At 64.5% G+C, this 23,900-nt stretch carries 20 protein-coding genes; 3 read left to right on the top strand and 17 right to left on the bottom strand.

Translation table 11 applies throughout. From position 1 onward, the window contains the following. The 5 genes from AB4Z42_RS20825 to AB4Z42_RS20805 all read right to left on the bottom strand — a co-directional run bounded on the left by AB4Z42_RS20825 (window position 1) and on the right by AB4Z42_RS20805 (window position 13,908). Window positions 1–9,018 (bottom strand): nuclear transport factor 2 family protein, encoded by a 9,018-nt coding sequence (locus tag AB4Z42_RS20825; RefSeq protein ID WP_442011110.1) that lies wholly within the window; start codon window positions 9,016–9,018, stop codon window positions 1–3. Window positions 9,019–9,020: 2 nt separating this feature from the next. Continuing rightward, a complete protein-coding gene (locus AB4Z42_RS20820) occupies window positions 9,021–10,088 on the bottom strand; it encodes an oxidoreductase family protein (protein ID WP_442011109.1) in 1,068 nt (355 codons plus the stop codon). A gap of 82 nt (window positions 10,089–10,170) precedes the next feature. Continuing rightward, window positions 10,171–11,442 carry an arabinofuranan 3-O-arabinosyltransferase gene (gene aftC, locus AB4Z42_RS20815; RefSeq protein WP_442011108.1) on the bottom strand — a complete coding sequence of 424 codons (1,272 nt, stop codon included), beginning with the start codon at window positions 11,440–11,442 and terminating at the stop codon, window positions 10,171–10,173. A 35-nt stretch (window positions 11,443–11,477) separates the two neighbouring features. Then, window positions 11,478–13,046 (bottom strand): alpha/beta hydrolase, encoded by a 1,569-nt coding sequence (locus tag AB4Z42_RS20810; RefSeq protein WP_442011107.1) that lies wholly within the window; start codon window positions 13,044–13,046, stop codon window positions 11,478–11,480. Window positions 13,047–13,104: 58 nt separating this feature from the next. After that, window positions 13,105–13,908: a pyrimidine reductase family protein gene (locus AB4Z42_RS20805; protein WP_442011106.1), complete on the bottom strand. Its 804-nt coding sequence runs from the start codon at window positions 13,906–13,908 to the stop codon at window positions 13,105–13,107. Window positions 13,909–13,942: 34 nt separating this feature from the next. Between AB4Z42_RS20805 and zapE the strand changes: the two genes are divergently transcribed. Then, the gene (gene zapE, locus AB4Z42_RS20800; RefSeq protein ID WP_442011105.1) at window positions 13,943–14,980 is read left to right on the top strand and encodes a cell division protein ZapE; all 1,038 of its coding nucleotides are present in this window, start codon (window positions 13,943–13,945) and stop codon (window positions 14,978–14,980) included. Here the strand turns inward: zapE and AB4Z42_RS20795 are convergent. Genes AB4Z42_RS20795 through AB4Z42_RS20765 form a run of 7 tightly spaced genes read right to left on the bottom strand, consistent with a single transcriptional unit; the run spans window position 14,956 to window position 18,867 of the window. Then, window positions 14,956–15,474, bottom strand: a complete 519-nt coding sequence (locus AB4Z42_RS20795) for a GNAT family N-acetyltransferase (RefSeq protein ID WP_442011104.1) — start codon at window positions 15,472–15,474, stop codon at window positions 14,956–14,958. The two genes, zapE and AB4Z42_RS20795, sit on opposite strands and share 25 nt — an antisense overlap. 28 nt (window positions 15,475–15,502) lie before the next feature. Continuing rightward, a complete protein-coding gene (locus AB4Z42_RS20790; RefSeq protein ID WP_442011103.1) occupies window positions 15,503–16,012 on the bottom strand; it encodes a hypothetical protein in 510 nt (169 codons plus the stop codon). Window positions 16,013–16,052: 40 nt separating this feature from the next. Beyond that, on the bottom strand, window positions 16,053–16,478 hold the full coding sequence (locus tag AB4Z42_RS20785; RefSeq protein ID WP_442011102.1) for a PPOX class F420-dependent oxidoreductase: 426 nt from the start codon (window positions 16,476–16,478) through the stop codon (window positions 16,053–16,055). Window positions 16,479–16,515: 37 nt separating this feature from the next. Then, window positions 16,516–17,109: a methylated-DNA--[protein]-cysteine S-methyltransferase gene (locus tag AB4Z42_RS20780; protein WP_442011101.1), complete on the bottom strand. Its 594-nt coding sequence runs from the start codon at window positions 17,107–17,109 to the stop codon at window positions 16,516–16,518. Further along, entirely contained in the window at window positions 17,106–17,588 is a 483-nt protein-coding gene (locus AB4Z42_RS20775; protein WP_442011255.1) for an RNA polymerase sigma factor, read from the bottom strand. Before AB4Z42_RS20775 ends, AB4Z42_RS20780 begins: the two co-directional genes overlap by 4 nt. A gap of 35 nt (window positions 17,589–17,623) precedes the next feature. Next, window positions 17,624–18,346, bottom strand: coding sequence for a Clp protease N-terminal domain-containing protein (locus AB4Z42_RS20770; RefSeq protein ID WP_442011100.1), 723 nt, complete (start codon window positions 18,344–18,346; stop codon window positions 17,624–17,626). A gap of 32 nt (window positions 18,347–18,378) precedes the next feature. Beyond that, the gene (locus AB4Z42_RS20765; protein WP_442011099.1) at window positions 18,379–18,867 is read right to left on the bottom strand and encodes an SRPBCC family protein; all 489 of its coding nucleotides are present in this window, start codon (window positions 18,865–18,867) and stop codon (window positions 18,379–18,381) included. 73 nt (window positions 18,868–18,940) lie between these two features. Between AB4Z42_RS20765 and AB4Z42_RS20760 the strand changes: the two genes are divergently transcribed. Then, window positions 18,941–19,297: a helix-turn-helix domain-containing protein gene (locus AB4Z42_RS20760; protein ID WP_442011098.1), complete on the top strand. Its 357-nt coding sequence runs from the start codon at window positions 18,941–18,943 to the stop codon at window positions 19,295–19,297. 4 nt (window positions 19,298–19,301) lie between these two features. Here AB4Z42_RS20760 and AB4Z42_RS20755 read toward each other — a convergent pair whose 3' ends face one another. Then, complete coding sequence (locus tag AB4Z42_RS20755; protein WP_442011097.1) at window positions 19,302–19,721, bottom strand: hypothetical protein; 420 nt, start codon at window positions 19,719–19,721, stop codon at window positions 19,302–19,304. Window positions 19,722–20,181: 460 nt separating this feature from the next. Between AB4Z42_RS20755 and AB4Z42_RS20750 the strand changes: the two genes are divergently transcribed. Continuing rightward, entirely contained in the window at window positions 20,182–20,397 is a 216-nt protein-coding gene (locus AB4Z42_RS20750) for a hypothetical protein (protein ID WP_442011096.1), read from the top strand. Between the two features lie 173 nt (window positions 20,398–20,570). Here the strand turns inward: AB4Z42_RS20750 and AB4Z42_RS20745 are convergent, their stop codons facing one another. The 4 genes from AB4Z42_RS20745 to AB4Z42_RS20730 all read right to left on the bottom strand — a co-directional run bounded on the left by AB4Z42_RS20745 (window position 20,571) and on the right by AB4Z42_RS20730 (window position 23,147). Continuing rightward, on the bottom strand, window positions 20,571–20,750 hold the full coding sequence (locus AB4Z42_RS20745) for a hypothetical protein (RefSeq protein WP_442011095.1): 180 nt from the start codon (window positions 20,748–20,750) through the stop codon (window positions 20,571–20,573). A 145-nt stretch (window positions 20,751–20,895) separates the two neighbouring features. Next, window positions 20,896–21,600 carry an ANTAR domain-containing protein gene (locus tag AB4Z42_RS20740; protein WP_442011094.1) on the bottom strand — a complete coding sequence of 235 codons (705 nt, stop codon included), beginning with the start codon at window positions 21,598–21,600 and terminating at the stop codon, window positions 20,896–20,898. Between the two features lie 76 nt (window positions 21,601–21,676). Then, window positions 21,677–21,880, bottom strand: coding sequence for a hypothetical protein (locus AB4Z42_RS20735; protein ID WP_442011093.1), 204 nt, complete (start codon window positions 21,878–21,880; stop codon window positions 21,677–21,679). A 523-nt stretch (window positions 21,881–22,403) separates the two neighbouring features. After that, complete coding sequence (locus tag AB4Z42_RS20730; RefSeq protein WP_442011092.1) at window positions 22,404–23,147, bottom strand: ANTAR domain-containing protein; 744 nt, start codon at window positions 23,145–23,147, stop codon at window positions 22,404–22,406. Window positions 23,148–23,900: the final 753 nt, after the last annotated feature.

The raw sequence follows: 23,900 nt of genomic DNA, 5'->3' as shown, positions 1-23,900 counted from the left end.
CTAGCCACTTTCACGAAGTCGCGCGCGTTCCTCGGCGTAAGCGAACGCCCCGACCTCATCGTCGCTCTCGAACTGGATCAGCGCCGCAACCCGCCCGTTTCGGATCTCTGCCACATAGATGCGAGTCCAGGCGAAACGCTCGCCGTCCAGCCCGACGGCTTCCCGCTCCTGACGGACGATTCCCCAGGCCGGCGATACCCAAGCCTGGGCCGAATTCCAGGTTCTCATTGAGGAGACCATCGCGTGCAAATCCTCGAGGCTTGTGCGAAACTCCGCAATCGAACGATCGGGAAACACAGAGCGCGAACGGTTTTCCAGTCGCATGTCGGGCGTCGAGAGCTCCCCGAAGAACCGATCCAAGTCTTGCTGGTTCAATGCCACCGAGTACTCGGTGGCAATGGCGCCGGATTCGCCAAATATCGCACCCTCGCCGGCGTAGTACCGCCGCTCGAGCTCGCGGTAGGCGTCGTCGAAGTCGTTCTCATCAAAACGCGCCTCGTGTACCGCTCGGCCGTCGTCGTCGATTTCGAATACGTGAAGGTACGAACTCATGTTTCCTGCGTCGTCTGACCAGCTGCTCTTGTGCAGACTCAGCAGTTCGCCACGCACCGCCAGCGGGCTGAAGTCGAAGTGGTTGTACTGCTCGAACAGCCGCTTGAGAGCCGATTCCCACTCGACGCGACCCCAAATGGGATCTCCGCTGAGGCGTCGGTGATCGATATACAAATAGTCGTCCGATGCGACCGCGACCAGGGCATCGATGTCATGGGCGCACATAGCATTCGCCAGCTTCTGCACCAACGTGCACGACCGGTTTGTGACGGCAAGCCGACTGCTGGAAGCCCGTAGCTGTTCTTCGGCGTAGGCGAACGCCGCGTCCTCGTCCTCCAGTTCGAATTCGCAGAGCGAAGCGAGCAGCCCATCTCTGAACTCGATTACGTAGAGCCGCGTCCACTCATATTTCTCCCCTTCGGGCCCCAGCGCCTCGCGATGCATGCGGACGACATTGCAGTTCGGCGACAGCCACGTGACGGCCGAGTTCCACGTCCGTATCGACGTGACCATCGCGTCGAGCTCATGAAGGCTGGCGCTGAGACCCAGTGCCGAGCGCTCCGGAAATGCAGAACGAGAACGGATTCCGGCGTGCACATCTGGTGTGCTGAATTCGCTTAGCATCCGGTCGAATTCGCCTCGATTAAGCGCACTTATCCATTCTGTCGAGAGCTCGACGGACTTCGCGAAGGGCGCTCCCTCGCCGGCGATATATCGCTTCTCGAGTTCGCGGTACGCATCTTCGAAGTTGTCCTCATCGAAGCGGCCCTCATAGATCTGCAGGCCGTCGTCATCCATCTCGAAGACATGCAGGTAGGACGTCTCGTTGCCGGAGTCGTCTGTCCAGCGGCCCCAATGCAGGTTCAAGCGCTCACCCCGGACCGCCAGGACGCGTCTCTCAAAGTGGCTGTATTGGGAGAGGATTCGCTCGAACGCGGATCGGAACTCAGCCCTTCCGCTAATGGGATCACCGGTCAGGCGCCGACGATCGTCGTATACCAACTGGTCGGAGAAGCATTTCATTATCGCGTCGATGTCGTGCGCGTTCATGGCGCTGCCGAGCCTGTCCGCCGACAGAACGCTTGAATTGGTGACGGCAATTCGGCTGCTGGCTGCTCGCATCCGTTGCTCGACGAAATCAAATGCCGCGGCTTCGTCCTCGACTTCGAAGGCACACATGGATGTGACTCGCCCATCGACGATCTCGCAGGCGACGACCCGCGTCCATGAGTAGTTCTCGCCGCCTTGGCCGACGGCTTCACGTTCCATGCGGCAGACACACCAGTTCGGCGAAAGCCAGCAGATGGCGGAGTTCCAGGTGCGAACCGATGCGACCATATGTCCCAGCTCGTCCATACTGGCGCGAAACTCGGCGATGGAACGATCGGGAAAGCCTGAGCGCGTTCGATTCTCGAGGTGAAAGCCGGGGGCGGTGAGGTCGTCGAATACGCGGTCGAGGTTCCCCTGGTTCGCGATCATCGCGTACTCGGTCGACGTGTTGCCCGCTTCGGCGAACTGGGCGCCCTCATCGGCGTAATAGCGGCGCTCGAGTTCGCGGTAGGCGCCCTCGAAGTCGTCTTCGTCGAAGCGGTCGGTGTGCCCGATCCGCCCGTCATTGCCGCTCTCATGAACAAACAATCCGACAGTCTCATTGCCGTTGACGTCTGACCACCGGCTCCAGAACAAAACCAGGCGTTGTCCCCGGACTGCGAGAACGCGATGCTCGAACTGGGTGTACTGGTCGAAGACACGCAGGATTGCCGCCCGCATCGCCTCCCGGCTGTCGATCGGGCCACCACCGATGCGGCGATGATCGCCGTAGCTAAACGGCTCCGCATAGCAAGCGATGCTGGCGTCGATGCCGTGAGCCTGCATCGCCGTTTGTAGCGCTCGCAGTGTCTCGCCAGCCCTATTCGTCACCGCAAGCCGAGGGGTTGCCGCCCGAATCCTTTCCTCGGCGTAGGCGAACGCCCCCTCTTCGTCCTCGGGATCGAACTCACACAGCGAGATGAGCCGGCCGTCGGCGTGTTCAGCCGCGAGAATCATCGCCCACCGGTATTTCTCGCCTTCATGTCCAGTAGCCTCGCGTTCCAGGCGGATAACGCTGCAGGTCGGAGACAACCAGACAACCGCAGAGTTCCACGTCTGCTTCGAGGCAACCATCGTGTTCAAGTCTTCGAAGCCACGGCGAAGATCGCCTGCCGAGCGATGGGGAAACGCCCTGCTCGAGCGACTTTCGACGAGCAGGTCGGGCGAGCAGAGTTCCCCGAACAAGTAGTCGAAGTCATTTCGGTCCATCGCCCGCGGCGCTTCACTCGAGGGGACTCCGTTTTCCGCGAACGCCGCCCCTTCTCCTGCGAAGTAACGGCGGTCGAGTTCACGAGAGGCGCCTTCGAAGTCGTCTTCTTCGAACCGCCCGAAGTATTCGAGTCGCCCGGCGTCGTCGAACTCCATCACATTTAGGGTCGTCGCCTCATTACCGTCGTCATCCCACAGGCGACTCGAGTGCATTTCCAGACGTTCGCCGCGCACCGCGATCGTCCGCCATTCGGTGTGCGGGTAACTGTGCAAGATGCGCTCGGTCGCAGCATGCAGGTCGGCTGCCCCCTCGATCGGGTCACCGCTGATGCGCCGCCTGTCGTCGTACACGAAGTGTTCCGACGGATCAACGCGGAGCGCGTCGACGTCATGCGCCTGCAGCGCCTGCGACGCGGCCTTGGCAAGCTCGCTCGCGCGGTTGCTGATCCGGAGCCTGGTCGTGTTCCGCCGAACCTGATCTTCGGCGTAGGCAAACGCCGCGCCCTCGTCGTCGAGTTCGAACTCGCACATTGACGCCACGCGTCCGTCGCGGAACTCGAACGCGAGCAGAAAGTGCCATGAGTAGTGCTCGCCCTGCTCTCCGACTGCATCCCGTTCGCCGCGCGCTAAGCACCAGTGCTGCGACAGCCAATGTATGGCGGACACCCACGTTCGCACCGAGACCACCATGGCGGTCAGCTCTTCCAACATGGTGCGATATTCCTGTGCTGAACGGTCCGGAAACGCTGAGCGCGAACGATTCTCAACACGGAGGTCGGCTGCAGTGAGTTCGTCGAACATTGTGTCGAAGTCGGCCCTGTTCAAGGCGAGCGCCCAGTTGGTCGACGTGGCGCCGTGTTCGGCGAACTCCGCACCCTCTCCGGCGTAATAACGGCGTTCGAGCTCTCGGTAGGCGCCGTCGAAGTCGTCCTCGTCGAAGCGGCCTTGGTAGAGGCTTCGGCCGTTGAGATCGGTCTCGTTCACGTAGAGAGTGACCGTCTCGTTTCCATCGATGTCCGACCAATGACTCAGGACGAGGCTCAAAAGTTCGCCGCGAACCGCCAGCACGCGGAATTCGAACTGGCTGTATTGCTCGAAGATGCGTTGGATAGCGGCCCTCATCGCGTCGAGGCCGACGATGGGATCTCCGGAGAGGCGTCGGTGATCGTCGTACACGAGGTGCTCCGAGAAGGACGCGAGGCTGGCGTCGACGTCGTGAGTCCGCATCGCCTCGGTGAAGGCCGGTAGGAGCTTGCAGGATGCGTTCGTCACGGGCAGGCGGCTCGTGATCGTCCGCATCTGCTCCTCGGCGTAGGCGAACGCCGCGTCCTCGTCCTCGACATCGAAAACACAAGAGGAAGCGAACCGCCCATCGTGGACCGCGCTCACATTGAGCCAGCTCCAGGCGTACGTTTCGCCGTTCGGACCAACGGCTTCGCGCTCGATGCGAACAACGAACCAGCCGTTCGACAGCCAGCACGCCGCCGACGGCCACGTCCGTATCGAGACCACCATGGATTTGAGGTCCATGTAGCTTGTGACGGGATCGCTGACCGATCGGTCCGGAAAAGCCATCCGCGAACGGTTCTCGGTTTGTGCTCCAGGACTGACGAGCTCGCCGAATGCTCGGTCCACGTCATCTCGGTTCATTGCGACGACCCAGTCCAACGCCACGAGGCCCTCTTCGGCGAACGGCTCACCTTCGCCCGCGAGATACCGCGTTTCGAACTCGCGGTAGGCGCCTTCGAAATCGTCCTCGTCGAACCGCGTTTCATGGACGACCCGACCGTGCTCGCCGGTCTCGATGACATGCAGATACGTCGTCTGGAATCCGCCGTCAGTCGACCATCGGCTCCAGCCGAGAAGCAGACGCTCACCACGCACCGCCATCGTGTGTGACGTGAAATCGGTGTACTGCTCGAGAATGCGCGAAAGAGCTACACCGAGCGCGGAAAGTCCGTGAATCGGGTCACCAGTGATACTCCGCCGATCGTCGTAAACGATCCCTTCGGAGCAACATTCGAGCGCGGCATCGACATCGTGGCTGCGCATCGCGGCCCAGAACGCCTGCACCATGCGATCGGCCTGATTCGTCACTGCCAAGCGGCTGGTGGTTTCGCGCGCCTGCTCTTCGGCGTAGGCGAACGCCGCCTCCTCGTCGTCGAGCTCGATCTCGCACAGCGTCACAAGCCGGTCGTCGCGGACGCCGATCACGAGAATCCTGGTCCACGAGTACAACTCGCCGTCGTGACCGACGGCCTCGCGCTCGAAGCGGCTGACCGTCCACAGTGGAGACACCCAGCACACCGTGGCCAGCCACGTCCGCGACGACGCGACCATGGCAGCGAGAGACTCGAAGCTGGCGTGCAGGTCGCCCGCCGAGCGATTGGGGAACGCGGATCGCGTGTGCGACTCGGCATGCACGTCGGGATTGCTGAGTTCACCGAACAAGCGGTCGAAGTCACCTTGATTCACCGCGGCGATGCACTCCGTCGACAGATTGCCGCTGGCAGCGAACGCCGCACCGTCTCCCGCGTAGTAGCGACGGTCGAGTTCTCGGTAGGCGCCTTCGAAGTCGTCCTCGTCGAAGCGGCACCAAGACTCGACCCTTCCGTGATCGCCGATTTCGAAGACGTTCAGGGTCGTCGCCTCGTTGCCTGCGTCATCCCACACGCGAATTGAACGTAGTTCGAGTCGCTCGCCCCGGACGGCCAGCGTTCTCCAGTCGCTGTATTGGAATTGAGCGCGGGCCCGTTGCGTAGCTACGCGTAACTCGCCAATATCCTTGATCGGCATTCCACTGAATCGTCGGCGATCGTCGTACGCAATCCGGTCCGAAAAGTCGGCGAGTGCACCGTCGAAGTTGTGACCCTGAAAAGCCCGCCACGCGGCATCGACTACTTCACTTGCCTGGTTCGTCGCTGCGAGCCGCGATGGTTTCAGCTGCGTCACTACAGGCGGGGCCGGAACGTTCGGCACTCCCACCCGGCCAATCCTGGCCGTCACTTCTTTTGCGACGTACAACGCCTCGGCATTGGAGCGAGCAGCGTTGGCGCTTTCAATGTCTCCTGCGGCATCGAGCACCCGGCGCAATGCAAGACACGCATCGGCGTGGTCGAGCACCAGGTCGGTTCCCGCCGCCACCACAACCGCATCGTGGGCCAACGCACCGGCTTCCTCATGCCGCCCCTGCGCCGCCAGGATCTCTGCTCGCACGGAGCGCCAGGCGATCGCCGTCTTGAGGTTGCGGCCCGCGAGCCGCTCGCTCTCGGCGGCGTATCGATCCGCTTCGTCGACCCGCCCCTGAGCGAGCACCATCCGAGCCAGCAGCGCGGCGGCCTGCCCGGCGTCGGCTCCCACGCCCAGCGCCCTGAAACCGTCCAGCGCAGTGCGGAAGTGCGGTTCGGCGGCACCAGGGTCACCGTCCATGGATTCGATGATTCCGGCGAAGAGTTCGGTCTCCATCAACCCGTGCCGGAGGCCGAGGTCGGCGACGACCTGGCGTGCGTCGGCGAGCATCTTCCTAGCCTTGTCCGGTCGGCCCCGAAGCAACTCGAGCACCGCCAGGTGACGCAGTGATGTCGCTTCCAGTGACGGTGCGGCCGTCGTCATCCGCTGCATCCGGACGACGTCGAGACACCGGCCGCCTGCCTTGGGTACCGGACTGGGGCCCCATAGTGCGGCGCCCGGAGCGGCGCCCAACGCCGCGGTGATCTGTCGGTGGTCCCCGCTTTGTCGCGCCGCGATCAGGGCTTCGAAGAGGTCGGCCTCGCAGTCACCGATCCGGCCGAGGCGTGACCGCGCGCTTGCTCGCACCCTGTGCGCCTTGGCCAGACCCGCCGGATCCTTGCGGCGGCCGAACTCGTCGATGGCGCCTTGGAGCCGGGCGTCCACCTCGGGCAACCGCTCTGGTTCGGTGTGTACGACGAACTGACACCGATAACAGGTCGCCCATGGCGCCAACGAGTCGTCGGCGATGCGTTCGAGGTCATCGACAAGTGGTGCGCCCGCCGCGACGTCGCCTGCAGACAAATACGCCTCACAGCCGATGAGTAACAGCTCGGCGTGCAGCGTATCGTCGGCCGACGCCACGGCTGCACCGCGAGCCGCCTGGGTGCCTGCAGATACCAGCTCGTCGCGGTCGAGCGCGCGACGGGCCGAAGTGGCGTAGTGGCGCGCAGATCGGAGGGCGAGTTCGCCGGTGTGCTTGTCGACGGTGCCGAGTTCGACCCGGTAGGTGTGTGCCGCTTCGAGGTGCCTGGCAATCATCTCGTCGGCATCGAACGCCACGCTGTGGCCGCCCGCGACGACCCAGTCGGCAAGGCGCTCATGCAGATCGGCGCGATCCGACTTGAGCAGCCTGCGGTAGGCGACGTCGCGGATGAGCACGTGGTGGAAGCGCCACACCGGCTCGTCGCCGACGTAGGCTCCGCTCGGCTGCGCGAGTTCGAGCCGACGAAGTCGCCTGAGGGACAACTTGATTCCCTCAGCGCCCTTGCCGGCGAGTGCCCGCACGATGCCCAGCGAGAAGTCGCTGCCGACCACTGAGGCGATCTCCAGTACGCGCCGATCGGTGGCGTCGAGCCGCTCCAGACGTGATGCGAGAAGCGCATGGATCGTCGGCGGGATCGCGATGGCGTCGACGTCGATGGTGAGTCGCCAGCCATGTGGTTCCTCGACGAGAACTCCGTCGTGCGCGAGCATTCCGATCAGCTCGCGCACAAACAGGGGATTGCCGCCGGTGGACGACGGGAGGCGGTTCAACAGTTCGTCGGGTAGGCGAGTGGCGCCCAGCACCGTCGCGGCGAGTTCTGCGGTCGCGCCGGCGTCGAGGCCACCGAGGTGGACTGCTTCGGACACCCACCGGCTGACGGTGACGAGTTCGGGCCTGATGTCGCGAAGTTCGGGCCGTGCGAGTGCCAGCACCAGGACGGGCGCCTCCTTCACCCACTCGACGAGGTGCTCGATGAAATCAAGCAGCAGGGTGTCGGCCCAGTGAATGTCGTCGAGCACCAGCACGACGGGGCTGGCAGTCGCCAGCACCTCGACCCATCGCCGCAGTGCCCAGAAGTTCTCCTCGACGGAACCGGGGATGCCACTTGCCAGGCCGTCGAGGTCGCGCAGCAGCCGGTCGCGCTCGGGAACATCTGCGGGAACATCGTTTTCGAGGTCGCTTGCGCGCAGCACCTCGACGAGGGGCGCCAGCGCGACGGTCGCATCGAGGTCACACCGGGCCTCGACCACCCGCGCGTCGGGTTGAGCTCTCGCGAACTCCGCCGACAATCGGCTCTTGCCAACACCGGGGTCGCCGATGACTGTTACCAATCTGGCCGTCCGCGCGGATATCGCGTTGTCCATTGCCGCCTGGACTCGGTGTACCTCGTCGGTCCGGCCGACGAAGGGTGCGGCGTCGGTGGATTCGGCCTGACGGCTGAGCCACTGGTACACCGCCACGGGCGCCGTCCGGCCCTTCACCTGGACCTCGCCGAGGGATTCGTAGCTGTAACGGCCGCGCGTCGACCGCCAGGTTTCCTCCCCGACCACCACGCGGCCGCGCGGGCATTCGGCCTCGAGACGGGCACCGACATTGAGCGCATCGCCGACCAGGTCGGCGTCGCCCGCCCCGACCACCACCTCGCCTGTGTTCACCGAGACGCGCAGTGCGAGTTCGACTCCGAGGGTGTCGGCGATCTGGGCGGCGAAGCCGATGAAGCGCTCCTGAAGTTCGACCGCGGCGTCGACCGCATGGACGGCGTCGTCGGGCCCGACCTCCGGTACCCCCCAGACGGCCATGAAACCGTCGCCGATGTACTTCGTCACGCCGGCCCTGTGGCGCTCTGCGGCGGCACGCAGAAGGTCGTGGTAGCGACCGATGACCTCACGCGCCGTCTCGGCGTCGACCCTTTCCTCGAATGTGGTCGAGCCTGCGAGGTCGGCGAACATGACGGTCACCGTTTTGCGCACCGGACCCGCGGAGGGGACGTCCCGCGCGGCGGCCTGGCCGTCGAGTGGAGCACCGCAGCCGCGGCAGAACCGGGCGGTCGATTTCGCTTCAACCCCACAGGTTGCGCAGGTGCGCGCCAACGATGCACCGCAGCCTTCGCAGAAGCGGGCGTCCTCTTCGTTCGTCGTACCGCATGAGTTGCAGGTGCGGCGGCTCTCGGCCATCGTCAGTCCGGTCTCAGCGCTAATGCGTCGTGGTCCTCGATCGCCGTCGCGGAGCCAGTGAACATGGTGCGCAGCAGCTTCAACTGTCGGTCGTTGGCGATGTCGATCTGGCCGGCGGCGATGACGGGATAGATGAAGCACCACGCCGTGGTGAGCCGGTAGTCGCGCCGCAGTTCTTCCCGGGGATAGTCGATACCGTATTCGACGAGACGCTCGGCGTACCTGTCGAGCAGTTGATCCTCACATCTGCGCCGCGTTTCGGCGGTAAGGCTCTGGCTCAAGAAATACCCCAGATCGTATGCGCCCCGGCCCTTTGCGGTGATCTGCCAATCCAGCACTGTCAGCGGCGCGTCGTGGGTGCCGACGGCGAAGAACAGTTGGTCCAGCCTCAGGTCGCCGTGCAGGAATGTGTGTGGAGGGCGGGTGATTTCGGCCATGTACCACGGCATCAGCGAGGGAAGGCGCTCGCCGAAGTCACGCATCGCGGGCGACATGTCGTAGCCGACAAGGTCGGCGAAGGCCGGCCAGGCGGCCTCGTAAGCGTCGCGTACGACGGTTGAGAAGGGCGGAGTGTTGTAGGTCTTCAGCCATGGCAGCGCGGCGAGGCGGTCGTTGTCCCACCAGTGCGCGTGATGGCGTGCGATGCCGTCGATGACCGTCTCGGCGTCGGGCACGGTGCATCCGGTGATCTGGTCGGCGTTGCGGAGACGACCGAGATCCTCCAGCACGAGGACGAAATCGTGTGCTGCGGCGTCGAAGGCGGCGAAGTACGGCCGCGCAGGCCGCAGCGGGTTGCGGAGCCCGACCTGCTGATAGAAGGAGACCTCGCGAAGGTAGAACTCGGCGTCTTCGCAGAGGTTCTTCCGTGCGGTCAGGTCCAGCGTCGGCAGCTTGACCACCAGGGTCGCCGGAAGGTCGGGGCCGCCGTCAAGGTGCACCCGGTACAGCCGACCCAGCAGTCCGACTCCGATGGCGATCTGTTCGACTTTGCATACCCGCACATCGGCATCGAGGACTTCGCTGAGCCAGTCAGCGGTGATGGACGACGGATCATTCGGGATCAATGGCATTCGCACCACCTCCCCGTGGCCTCCCTGCGTGCAGGCCAATCGTATTGGATCGGCGAGCTATCGCAGCGAATTTACGATGTCGTCATCCGCTTTGGGCGGGGGCGGGTGTTTTCGCTGCATCCGTCATCCACGGTGGGTCGATGCCGTCGTCCAGGCGATTCTCGGACTTGGCGTCCAAATAGCGGAAATACAGCACGCAGAACACCACGATCAGCATCAGGCACCAGCCGTAGGTGAACTTCATGTATTCGAGGAAGCGGCCTGTGGTCGGCCAATGCCCGAGCAGCCACCGGTCCGCGCTCATGAATCCGTAGATCGCCAGCCATGCGGGCCAATTTCGGAGCACCGAATTGCGAAGAACGACCGTCATCAGGAACGGGAACAACATCATCGAGTAGTAGCCCTGACCAAGTGACAGCACCAGGAACGACGTGATCAGCAGCACGCCCGACGATGTCGTCATCCAGAACAGGGGATCGCGGGTTCGGTAGTACTTGTAGAGCAGCCACAACGACAACAGAGCGAGTACGCCAAAGGCCAACCGCAGCAACAGCGTCAGCCAGATCGGCAGTCCGTAGTAAAGCCCGTTGCCCGCGATCGAGCTGTTGAAGTAGTCGCGGGTGGTGAATATGTAGGCCGTAGTGCGCGTCACGAAGTTCATCGGGTCTTTGACCAGCGGCCAGGCGGCGAGATTGAACGCGACCGGCACCAGGAACGCCGGTATCAACGCGCGCCACTGCCGGTTCAGCAGCGGGATCAGCAGCAGGGGCGCCAGCAGAGGTTTGACCACCAGGGTCAGGCCGATCGCCGTCCCGGCCAACCACTCGTGGTTGCGTTTTCCGTCCAGCAGCCATCGGAAGAACAGCACCTCGAGCAACAGGATGCAGCCGTTGATGTTGCCGAAAACCAGTGTGTTGACGACGCTCTCGCTGATGAACATCGCAGTCAGCAGGGCAGGCAGCGCAACCGAGTCGAACTTGAAACCGAACAGCCGGATGAGGAAGTACGCGGCGAGAATGATCGCGATCGTGTTGAAGGTGATGAACCAGTACCGCGATGCGTCGACAGGGAGGTAGCCGAACGGCGCCATGATCAGCGTGCCGCCGGGAGGGTAGAGATAGTGCGGGTCGACGTGGTTGAAGTGCTCGTTGTAGATGTCCCAGCCCATTTTGAAATTCACGACGGCGCGGTACACCGGTCCGTAGTCGTCGGTGATGTAGCCATTGGTGGCAAGGACGTAACTGCGATGAATGATGAACAGGATGGCCACCGGCCACAGGATCGACCGCAATACCGTGGCCAGAGCCGGCGGGGAGGTGCGGGGCCGGAAGGCGGCCAGAACACGATCACGCACCAGCGAACCGTACCCGACCCTGTTGAGGCGAGGTGTCAGGCCGGGCAGAACGTGTCGGTGTCGGGCAGTTTGCCGCTGTCGAGATAGCCGATGACCGGCGGCAACGCGCAGGGGGAGTAGACGGAGGCGCCGTGGCCGATGCCTTGCCACATGACGCGCCTGTTGGCCGCCCCCGCGTTGATCACGGTGGCCGCGACGGCGGCCACGCCCTCGTTACCGACGATCGGGTCGTGCTGGCCGCCCAGGAGCAGGACGGGGGTCTTGAGATTCTGGGGCTCTTCCGGAGCGGAGCCGCTGGGCCAGTTCAGGCATTGCACCAACTCGAGTGCGCCCACCTGGCCGAACTGCTGGTACAGCTTCTCCCACGCGACCACCAGCTCGCGGACCCGGTCGGGGGTCGGGCGGTTCAACGAGTCGCTGCAACTGTTGACGAACTGACCGTCGGTGCCGCGCAGCGTCTCGGCTTCGGCGATCAGGGTGTCCATTGCGCCCCAGTCCCCGGAGCGGGCGCCGGCCAGCGCCGACGCCAGCCGGTTGGTGGAGGCGACGCGGTCACCGCGCGGGTACGCGAGGGCCGTGGCGATCGCCTCGGCGACGGTGGCCACCGAGTGCGTGCTCGTCGCGTCGAATCCCCGCACCTGGTCCAGCACCGCATCGACGGCGCCTTTCGGGTCGGGACCCAAGGGGCAGTTGACCGTTACGCATTGAGTGGCCCACGCATCGAGCGCGGATTGTTCGCCCTTGACGCGCTGTTCCATCGCGGCCTCTGCGGCGACCCCGAGCGGCAGCGGGGAATCGAGGACCAGCCGCGCCACCTTGTTGGGGTGGCTGCCCGCGTACGCCAACGCCACCTGGGCGCCGTTGCCGATGCCGAACAGCGCCAGTGAGGGTACGTCCCAGGTGCTGCGCAGCCGTTCGATGTCCTCCGCGGCGTGGGCGTTGTCGTAGGCCGAGTCGCCGGGGGCGATGGTGTCGGTGCAACCGGTCGTCGCGGCCTGCGTGATCTCGCCCAAGTTGGCGACGGGGTCGTCGCCGGGCTGGAACTGGGCCTGATCTTGCATCGCCTGACGGTCGTACAGATCCCGGCAGTCCAGCGCCCCGGACATGCCGATGCCGCGACGGTCCACCGCGACGACCGGCCGCGCCTTGAGCACGTCGGCGCCGGACCGCGTCAAGAAGACCGGCAGCTGCATCGAGGTCGGCAGGTCCGAACCGGTGGTCATCACCAGCGGCCCGGCATCGCCGGGGGTCTCGTTGGTCGTCGCGCGAACGACACCGATGCTGATCGATCCGGACGCGCCCTTGATCGGGTCGAGGTCGGCGTCGTAGGTCGCGCAGTCGAGTCGCACGCCGGGGACGGGGGCGACAGAGGCGTCGGAGAACACCTGCGAGGTGCACTCGCGCCAGGACAGGTCGTTCTTGGGAGGTTCTATCGGCGGTGGGCCCTGCGGTACCTGCGTGGTCTGCGGCTCACCCTGCGGATGGGCGCCCGAATCGGTGGCGAAGCGTGGATTGGCCGCCAGACCAGGCGCGCAGCCGGCCAGCAGAACCGACAGCACGAGTGCCGCAATGCCCAACACCCGAACCGGCCGACGCCCTTGCATGCCGACCACAGTACTGATTCCCGCGTTGAATCCTCGTCGCGCTAGGACGGCTCGCGCGTCATCCGCCCAATGTCGCCGCCGGGGCGGCTCCGCGAGTCCGGACATAGCGGGTGTAGAGGTAGCCCTGGTCGTCGGACAGAAGATGCGCGGGCCGCATTCGTGCGTGAACCTCGCCGGCGCCGGCCGCGATGCGTCGTCCGGACCCGCCGACCAGGATGGGCGCCACCGTCAGGCACAGCTCGTCGAGAAGGTCGTCGGCGATCAGCTGGCTCAGCAACAGTGGGCCACCCTCGGTGAGCACACGGAACAGCCCGCGGTCGGCCAGCAGCTTGAGCACTGTGGCTCCGTCGACGGAATCGGATTGCGGCCCGGACGCGTTCAGCACGTCGGACACCGCGCCCAACCGCAACCGGGTGTCGTCGAAGGAATCGGCGGCCGTCAGGATCAACGGCGGGACCTCGGTGCGGGTGAAGAACAATGCTTCGGGATCGAGATCGCCGCTGCGCGTGACGACGGCGATCGGCGGCACTTCGGCCTGGCCGCGCCGCTGCCGGGCGTGTCGATCCGCGAGGGGCACCTGCGCGCCCGAGTAGTTCTCGACCCGCACTGTGGCGGCGCCGACCAGGATGACGTCCGCTGCGTGGCGCATGAGGCTGAACATGCTGCGGTCGCCCGGCCCGGCGAGGCCGCCGGCCTTACCGTCGGCGGTCGCGCCGCCGTCGAGACTGGCGATCATGTTGCCGCGGACCCAACAGGTCTGCAGACCGTCGGGGTAGGCGTAGAAGTCGGCGAGCCGCCCGTCCTCGATGGCGTCGGTCGGGCTCAACACGGTGAACTGCGTCCCGGCGGCGGTATCGGCCATGAACAGCATTGCAACACGCCGCTAAGGTGCCTGCATGCACGGGTCCAGCGATGTCGGACATTTGATCGACCGACATCCCAAGGTCACACCGGAGCGATTGATCGCTCAGCTCACCCCGCCGCCGACCTTCGCCGACGTCAGCTTCGCCACCTACATCCCCGACCCGGCAGAGCCGTCGCAGTCCGCGGCCGTGCAGGCCTGTGAGCAGTTCTGCGCTCAGGCGGTCGAGCGCCGGGCAGGCAAGAAGAAGCTGTTCGGCCGTCACGAGGTGCTCCCCGGCGTCGGGGTCTACCTCGACGGCGGTTTCGGCGTCGGCAAGACACATCTGCTGGCGTCGTCGTACTACCGGCTGGCAGAACCCAAGGCGTTCGCGACATTCGGCGAGTTGACGCAACTGGCGAGTGTCTTCGGCTTCGTCGAATGCATCGAGCTGCTGGCCGACTACGTCGTCGTGTGCATCGACGAGTTCGAACTCGACGACCCCGGAAACACCACCCTGATCTCGCGGCTGCTGTCACAACTCGTCGAACGGGGGGTGTCGGTGGCCGCCACGTCGAACACGCTGCCCGAGCAGCTCGGTGAGGGCCGATTCGCCGCACAGGACTTTCTCCGCGAGATCAACACTCTCGCAGCGATTTTCACGACCGTGCGGATCGATGGGCCCGACTATCGGCATCGTGACCTGCCTGCCGCGCCGGAGCCGTTGACCGACGACGAGGTCGCCACCCGCGCCGCGCAGACACCCGGTGCGACGCTGGACGACTTCGACGCGCTGTGCGCCCATCTGGCCACCATGCACCCGTCGCGATACCTGGCGCTCATCGAAGGCGTGCCCGCGGTCTACATCACCGGCGTGCACGCGATTGACGACCAGAACGTGGCGTTGCGTCTGGTGTCGCTGACCGATCGGCTGTACGACGCGGGCATTCCGGTGATCGCGTCCGGGGCGAAGATGGACACGATTTTCAGCGAAGAGATGCTGGCCGGCGGGTTCCGCAAGAAGTACCTGCGCGCGACGTCGCGATTGCTTGCGCTGACGGCGGCGGGTCAGACCGGGCGCACCATCACGTAGTCGTTCTCGGTGGCTTCGCCGAGCCGAAAAGTCTTGGTGCCGTTGATCGCAAAGCCGTGCTTACCGTAAAAGCGTTGGGCGCGCACATTCTTCTGATTGACGCCCAGCCACACGCATTGGGCGTGCTGGTCGCCGGCCCACACGAGTGCGGCGTCCATCATCGCCGCGGAGACGCCGGCGCCGTGGCCGTCGGGCAGCACGTACATCTTCGACAGTTCGATCGCCGGGCGCAGCGTGACGGTGCGCTGCACATCGTCGTCGTCGGGGACACCGCGAATCAGCATTGCGTAGCCGACCATCCGCCGATCCTCGCGTGCGGCGAGCACCAACCGGTCGGGGTCGGCGAGGTAGTCGCGGAATCGCTGCTCGGACAGGTTCTCGTCGATGAACGCGGCGACGTTGTCGGCGCTGACCGACTCCGGGCACGCCAGCGGAAACGTTCGTGCCGCCACGTCGGCGAGTTCGGGAAGATCGGCGACGACGGCCGCCGTCACGACGATGCGCAATACGAATGTCCGACGGTCAGGCGACGTTCCACTGCGCGAGATGCTGCCCGGTGACTTTGTCGAGCAGGACGACATTCGAGATGAGGTCGCGGTAGCAGTCCCACCAGACGCCACCGCTGATGGTCGACCCGGCAGGGGCGTTCATCAACGATCGGGACAACGCGTCGGGTGCGTCGGTGTTGCGCGGTTCGTAGGAGTCACCGGTCGCGGTGACCCCACGGAACTGGTACGTGATGGCCTGGGCGTACGGCGTGGGCACCTGGATCGGGTGCACGGTGACCTGGGCGCGCCAGACCTGATATCGCGGCGGCCGCGGCGGATAGCCGAATCCGGGCGGGACCGGTGACGGATCGAGGCTGTTCACGGTGATGTCGGCGACCAGGCCCTCGAAGTTGATCCGCAATGTCTCTCCGAGTCGGCCGATCGGAGAGGGCGGGGACTCCTCAGGTGCGGCCTGAGCAGGCATCGCCGTGAGACCGGCGACGGTCGCCATCACGGCGACCAGGAGGGCAAACCAGCGACGCATGCACGCACTATGGCACAAACTGAAACCTGTTACTGCAGCTTCAGGACACCCACGGGCCGATGCCGCCGACCTTGTCGATGCGGATACGGGTCAAGAATCCCGGTGGCGCGTCGGGCGGCGGAAACTTCGCGTCAGGGTTCGCCAAGGTCTGCGCCAGATTTTCGAGCAGTTCGGGTGCGCCGCCTTCGACGATGCGCGCGGTGCCGTTGATCGCCAGATAAGGCCGCATGACTTGGCCAGGGCCTTCGGGCGAAATGATCGTCACCGCGACGCGGGGATCGCGCCGAACATTGCGAACCTTCTTGTGTTCGGCCAGGTGCGCGGTGACGAGCTCGTCGCCTTCGGGTGTGGACTGCAGCGCCACCCATACCAGCGTGACCTGCGGGCTGCCGTCGGGATTGAGAGTGACCAGCGTCGCGTCAGCCCCTGACCCGATCAGTTCGCGTGCAGCGTCGTTGAGCTCCATGCATTCTTCTACTGCCGCGGGCCGCGATTAATTCCCCTCAGCCGCCCTCCAGTTCGAGCAGCGTCGATTTGGCTAGCACGCCACCGACGTACTGGCCGGCGGAACCGTCGGACCGCACGACGCGATGGCATGGCACCACGACCGGAAGCGGGTTGTGGGCGCAGGCCGTGCCGACCGCGCGTACCGCGCGGGGATGACCGATGGCGGCGGCGACGGCCGCGTAGCTCTCCCGGTGGCCGTAGCCGATGTCGCGCAGATGCTCGACGACGTCGCGCCGGAATCCTTTGGCCAGCCGCAGGTCGACCGGAACGTCAAAAGTGGTGCGGCGCTTCATGAAATACTCGTCGATCTGGCGCGCAACCGCGTCCAGCCGGGCCGGGGAGCGCAAGATGCGGGGGCTGACGACCCCGGCGAGCTGAGACAGGACGGCGTCGTGGCCTTCGATGTCATACGCCACCCGGACCACCCCGACGGTGGTCGCGGCGAGCAACAGCGTGCCGACCGGGGTGTCGATCGTGCGGTAGGCGACGTCGAGCGCCCGGTCTGACTCGGCGGCCTGTTCGAGCCGCGCATGCAACCGTGACAGCGTGTCGTCATCAGCCTGTAGTTCGTCGAAGATGTTGAGGGTCATGATGTTTCGTCCTTCAGATAGGTTTGGCGCAGCGACTTGATGCCGTCTGCGGCGGCGCGTCGGGCAGCGTCGGGGGAGTTGTCGAGCAGTACCGCGATTTCGGCGAACGGCATGCCGGCGATGTGGTGGTAGGCGACGGCCTGGCGTTGTTTGGTGGGCAGTCGTTGCAGTGCCGCCCACAGGTCGGGGTCGCGGGCGGCCGGATCGGCGTGTGGTGTCGGGTGCTCCGGCATGGTGTCGGTCGGCACGGGTCGACGGGAGCGGGCGCGGCCGACATCGAGGGCGCGGCGATGCGCAATGGTCACCAGCCAAGCCTCGACGTTGGCGTCGTCGGGCAGTTCCGGATAGGCGCGCAGCGCGGACAGGAAGGTCTCGGACCAGGCGTCCTCGGCGTCCAGCGGCCCGACGACGGCGCGGCAGACCCGCAGCACGGTCGCGCCGTGCTCGGCTACCACCTCTTCGAACGGGCGCACCTTCACATTCTGTAGACGCCTCACCGCCGCCCGATGTGAGATCAGCTTTTGGGGAAGGCCGATAACATGGTGAGAACGTCGCGTTCGACGACATCCTTGCTGACGCCGAGGCGCTGCAGCGGGCCGTCCCGGTCCTCGGCTTCCAGTAGCGCCAACAGAATGTGTTCGGTGCCGATGAAGTTGTGGCCCAAGCGAAGTGCTTGCCTGAACGTGAGTTCCAGCGCCTTCTTGGCGGCGCTGTTGAACGGGACCAGTGCGGGGACCTTGTCGGCCTTCGGCGGCAGCGTGACCGTCCTGGCGGCCGCGTCGATGTCGATGTCTTGATTGGCGAGGGCTTTGGCCGCCAGTCCGTCGGGCTCGGAGAACAGTGCGAGCAGCAGGTGATCGGACGTGATCTCGTTGTTGCCGGCCTCGTGCGCTTTGTTCTGTGCGACGACGACGACATTGCGGGCCCGGTCGGTGAACCGGCTGAATCCGGCATTGGGATCGAGCGCCTCGGCATCGGTGGGTGACTTGGGGACGAACCGCTTCTGGGCGGCCTGCTTGGTGACGCCCATGCACTTGCCGATCTCCGTCCACGACGCGCCGGATCGACGGGCCTGGTCGACGAAGTGGCCGATGAGGTGGTCGGCGATCTCGCCAAGGGATTCGGCGGCCAGCACGGCGTCGATGAGTTGCTCGAGCGGTTCGTCGTGCACCTTCTTGATGACGTCGATGAGGTCGTCGAGGCGGACGGGGTTGGTGATCTTCGCAGGCTCGGTCATAGCGTCAACCTTAAGTTGACGCGAGGGCGTCGTCAACCAATGGTTGACGCCTGGGGATAGCCGCGGTGGACGGAGCGGTCCAAGATGCCCAGGGTCGCGCGCAGCGCCAGTTCCGACACGATGGGGAAGATGTTGGCGTCGCGCCAGTGCTGGTCGATGTTCGACCAGTCGTAGAACGACGTGACCAGGGTCCCGTCGTCGGTGGGTTCAAGCCGGTATCCGTACACGTGGCCGATATCGGGTTTGATCTGGCCGAAGATCGTCCACGCGATGAGGCTGTCCTGGTCGAACTCAGTGATCGAGACGGTCACCTCGTACTTGCCGAGTGGAAAGTCGTTGAGCGACTCGCGATCCATGTGCACGACGAAGCTGTCGCCGACCGCTTTGACCCGATCGCCCTCAGCGCTCTGCAGCATGCCCGTGGCGTCGATCGCGACATGGCCCTGCGGGTCAGAGAGCACCGCGAAGATATCGGCTGCTGGAGCGGCAATGGTGCGGGGGACTTCGATGCGTTCGGTCATGGCCAGATCGTGTCAAGGTGTGATCTGCGTCGGGCCCGTTTTGGGGATACCTGAGCGGGTAATCGAACACGAAATGTCTTCCAACAAAGTCGAACCGCCGACCGCGCAGCCGAGGCTGCTGCGACAAGCGATCGCGTTCATCCACGACAACGCGCATCGGGACATCACGTTGAGCGACATCGCGGCGTCTGCCAACGTGACGCCTCGATCGGTTCAGTACACATTTCGGCGCCATGTCGGATCGACACCGCTGGAGTATCTGCGATCCCTGCGGCTGAACCAGGCCCACCGCGAGCTACAGGCCGCCGACCCGTCCGTCGACACCGTGATGGCGATCGCCGGCCGCTGGGGTTTCGGGCACGCGGGACGCTTCAGCAGCATGTACAAGCGGACGTTCGGAACGTCGCCGAGTAGGACTCTGCGCAGCTAGAGCGTCACACCGGGAAGAAGCCGTCCCGGGTGAAGATGCCGGGCTGCCAACCTTTGGCACCCAGGCACAGCATCGGGCGTCCATCGGGATGTTGGGCTGCCGCTTGAGGTTTGGGGCATGGCGCGCCCGTCTCTTGGACGCCGAACAACTCATAGGTCGCAACCCAGAATCCCGTGTACTGAGGCGGCCACTGGTTGACGATCCAGCGGCACTGCAACACCTCGCCGCCAGGACCACGGCCGAACGTGAAGCGGTCAAGGTTGGTGCAGGGTGCGGTGAGGTGGGCTTCGTAATTCATGCCGGGCACGTCAGAGGGGTAGCGCCCCGACGTGTCGGGATACTTCAAATCGTCGGCAATGGCCACCGGTGCCACGCTGATGGCAGCGCAGGCGATCGCGGCGGCGGCGGCGAGTTGGCGAATCATGTCCCACCCCTAGGTCGTCATGACTTGTTGGCCTTCGGGAAGCCTAGTGGGTGACTCGCGGTGTACGAGCGGTTTCGCGGTGATGGCGCTGTGTCAGCAATTGATTCCCAATGCAATTCGCGCCGGCGATCAACGTGGCATCGTGTGGCGGCCTTCCGACCGGAAATACCGGATGGGCGACGCCACCAGCGGGGTGTCCCACAACGCGCCTGTCAACATGGCGACAAACAGTCCGAAAAGACCGGCCGTCGCGAACAACGCTTCACTCGCCATGGGTCTCGGATACCCGTCGAGCCGAGTTCGACACGCAGTTAACACACAGTTTTCGAAATCTGCGGCTGGCTCGGGGGCCTGCGTTGAACCGTCATCAGCCGCAAGTTTTTGACGCTCATGTAAAGCGTGTGGCAAACACCAGGCAGCTTCAGTGCCGCTCGTTGTCGGCCGACCTAGCGTTGAGAGGGTGATCGTCGACTCACGCGCAGATGGCGAACTGCGTGACGTGTTCCAGGGCATGCTCAACAACGCGCTCACGCGCGGGCGCATTACTCATGGTGGGTCGTGTCTGGGCCCGGGCACCGTCCCTGCGATAGCAGCGGTGGCCAGCGAGCACCCGGATGCTGACGCTGCCGTCATCACGGCTGCGTTCGACGCGTCCGACCGAGAGCACCGCTGCTAACGGTCCTGAAGTTTGGAGCGAAGCCCCCGACCCCAGCGCGGGGGCTTCGCTGGACCAACCGCAGGTGCCGGGTGTGCGTGCCGGTGTCGGCGGTGGTCTCGCTAACTCAGATAACCCTTTTTACACGGATCTAACCCTCTGAGCAAACTATACTGACCGTCGCGATGGTCAAATCAGCGCCGGAATTCGGGCTGCGGGGCAGAGGCAAGCAGTTTGCTCCAGGACTGAACGCTGGCCATTTCCGGTGTCGTGCCGCTGGCGGCCGACTCGCTGAAGCTGACGGCTCCCGCGATGGCGCCGAATCCCACGGCGGCGACGACTGCGGTGGCGGCGGCGATGTGCTTGATGCTCATTACTACCTGCTTCGTATGGAGTGCGGCTGGCTGACTGACATAAGCATCCGCCGGCGATCTTGGACTTTTCTTGGAGGGCGATCGGGGCATGGCTCGGCCCGCCACGTGGGGGAACGTGACGGGCCGAGGTCGGTAGGGGCGAACCCTAGAAGCCGCCTGCAAGTGACACGAGATCTTGCAACTGGCCCAGGTCACCGATCTGTCCGAGAACTGGGACCTTGCTCAGTTCGCCGAGTCCGGCGTCGCCGCCGATTTCGCCGACACTCTGGATCAACGGCAGATACCCCACCACGTCGTCTGCCATCCCGGGGGGAATGAGCGGTGCGATCACGTCCAGTTCATCGGCGTTGGCCGTACCCGCCCCGAGTCCGATTGCGGCCAAACCCAGCGCGCCTGAGACGGCGCCGGCGACCGCGATTCTCTTCAAGTTCGTTGCCTTCATCGTGCAATGCCTCCTGTTGCAGCTCGGTGCCGTCCGACACCTGTAGCGGCACGAGTATCCGCACGCGACCTTGGAACTTTCTAAAAGGCGACGAGCAACGATGTTGCACCTCGTGCTGGACGGCCGACACTCGTCCGCCGCCTCGAACAGCTGAGAAAAAAGTTCATGGCTGCAGCGCTGCCGGGTGCTCTTACCGTCGAGGGCTTGTTCGTGCTCGTCGACAACCCACTGAGCGATATCGGTGAGTTTGATGTTGGCGTTCTGGGAAGTGTGTAGAAGCAGGTTGAATGCTCTTAGGCCGGTGAGCTTTTCGCGGTTCATCAGGATGCCTTTGGCCTGTCCGATTATGTCGCTGCTTGCCAAAGCCGCTTTGAATTGCTTTTCGCTGGCCGCGGCTTCCAAAGCCACGGCGGCGCGCTGCGCCAGATGGTGCCGATCTCTATCGACTCTTCGGTGAATGCATCTTTGTTATTGCTGTAGAGGTTCAGCGCACCGAGGTTCTCTTGACTACGAAAAGTTGGAACGACAGCAGGCTGCGTATTCCCAGCGAGATAGCTCGCGCCGTGAATTGTGGCCATCGGCTTTCGCCGGCCAGGTCGGTGACGTGCACCGTGTGGCACTCGCGCAAGGCAGTGACGCAGGGGCCGTCGCGCAGTTCGGATTGCAAGCTGTCCAGTTTGGCGACCACGGGATCGGTGGGTACCTTCGCGACCACTTTATGGCCACTGATGAGTGAGCTGCCGGCCCACCGTGTGCCCGGTACGACGTGTGCGGCCGCTTCATGGGCGAGGACTACTACTGCGCTGAGTGCGGCTGTCCTGTCAATGAACACGAGGACGAGCGAGGAGCGTAGTGTAGCTGGTGAGCGGGGTTGATCGGCGAACCTGATCTGGTGGCTCCTAATGGAAGCCTTGTCGCAACCCCGCCCGCACAATCCCCGCCGGCGCCCGGCGCAGCGCTGCTATCCCGGGCCATCGACGCCAATACCCGCTCCGCCGTTGCGGATTCGGTCTCGCCAGGCACACATTTGACTGAACCGCGAGACTTAGCGAGGTCAATTCGCCGGCCAACGAATCTCGCCTGCCGCTACGCGTGCCCGACTTCGCTGGACCCAAACGTTGACGGTTTTAGGTCGGTTTGGGGCGCGGCAACTGGTCTAGCCCGAGTCGGAAGCGGTGACACCAGGGCACCGACAGGCCGAGTAGCGATGGCTAGGTCTTCGTCTGCATCCGGTCCAGCATTTCGCGGACGACGTCGCGCAGTTTGATGTTGCGCCTTTGGGATTCGTCTATCAGTTTGTCGAATGCCTCGCTTGGACTGCATCCGTGCAGTGCTATGAGAGCGCCTTTGGCCATGTCGATGTCGGAGCGAGAGATGAGCGCAGTCTCAAGCTGGGTCACCGTCTCTCGGGCGCTCTGCCATCGGCTGGAGTTGCTAATCGCTTGACCTGCGGCCACGCTGTACAGACGCATAAGTTCAGCGTCGAAGGAATCGAACGCGGTTGCGGTGTGGCTGTAAATGTTGAGCGAGCCGACAAGTTCCTGCTCGCTATCCATGCCTACGATCAGCAGCGGAACCGACAAACTTGCGCGGAATCCTTGTCGCTGCGCGGCCTCAACGAATTCGGGCCACCGTTCATGTTCGTCGTCCATGACCGCTCGAAGCGGCGTGCCCTGCCACGCGGCTTCCAAGCACGGCCCTCGGCCGGAAGCGTATTGCTGGCGGTCAAGGTCCAGCGCCCGTTCGTCGGTGTAGGCCGCGGTGCGGGCATCGGGCCACGACAGCACGGTGATGCTGATGACGTCCGCATTCGGTATCGCCGCGAGGGCGGTCTTGGCGACCCGCTCCGCCACAACGTCTAGGGACTCTTCGGCAGCGAACAGGTCTCGTAGACCCTCGATAGCCTCTGCGGTGGTTATGAGCCTAGCCAATGGCGCATAAAGATCAGCACTCATGATTGGTGCCCTTCAAAGCATGCGATAACCGCTGCTACGGGCACACTACGACCTCAGTGTATGCCTGATACCAGTTCGGCGCGGTCGAACGCCCCCTGCCAGGCGGCGGGTCGACGGCAAGGGCTCGCTGCTGAACCACCTAGGGACTCACTCCGTCGGCCCGCCTATCACGTCAGCCGAAGCGTGACCGACTTCGCCGCGCTGACCCTTAACGCGTGCCCGCCTCGTCGAGCGGTCAAACAACTGGCAAATGCGTTCGGCCCCCATGGGCGCACGAACAGGGCGCAACCCGCGACGGAAAACGGCCTTGCGGCAGATATACCTGCCAGGGCTGCTCGGGCGCCCGGCCACCGCGTCCCTTTTAGGAAGTTCCAAGCCCATGCCGGGAGTGTCGAACGTGGAATCAATTTCACTTGGCTAGGAGAGCGACACATGGTTCGGAAGGTAGAACAGCGCCGGGTGCGGGGCGCCCTAGACCGGTTCGGCCCGCCATTCCCAAGCGGCGGCGGCCATGCTCTCAATGATGCGGACGATGAGTCTCCGGCTCACCCCCAAGCGTGGCTAGAAGTTAAAAGGTCGTACGTAAGGGTCCGGGCCCGCGTTGAGGGCAGCTCGACAAGCGCACAGGTTCGGCCCGCCCATGTGGGGTGAGGGCGGGCCGAACAGTTGGTAGGACACCGGCTAGGGCAGATCGGTTCCTTCAACCGATGAAGGTCGGTCGATATGTGGCGATGTCGCGTCGGTGGGCACTGA

The sequence above is a fragment of the Mycobacterium sp. 2YAF39 genome (assembly GCF_052114565.1).
Taxonomy (GTDB): domain Bacteria; phylum Actinomycetota; class Actinomycetes; order Mycobacteriales; family Mycobacteriaceae; genus Mycobacterium.
Note: the sequence above shows the minus strand (reverse complement) of the source record. Positions and strands in the feature narration are given on the sequence as shown.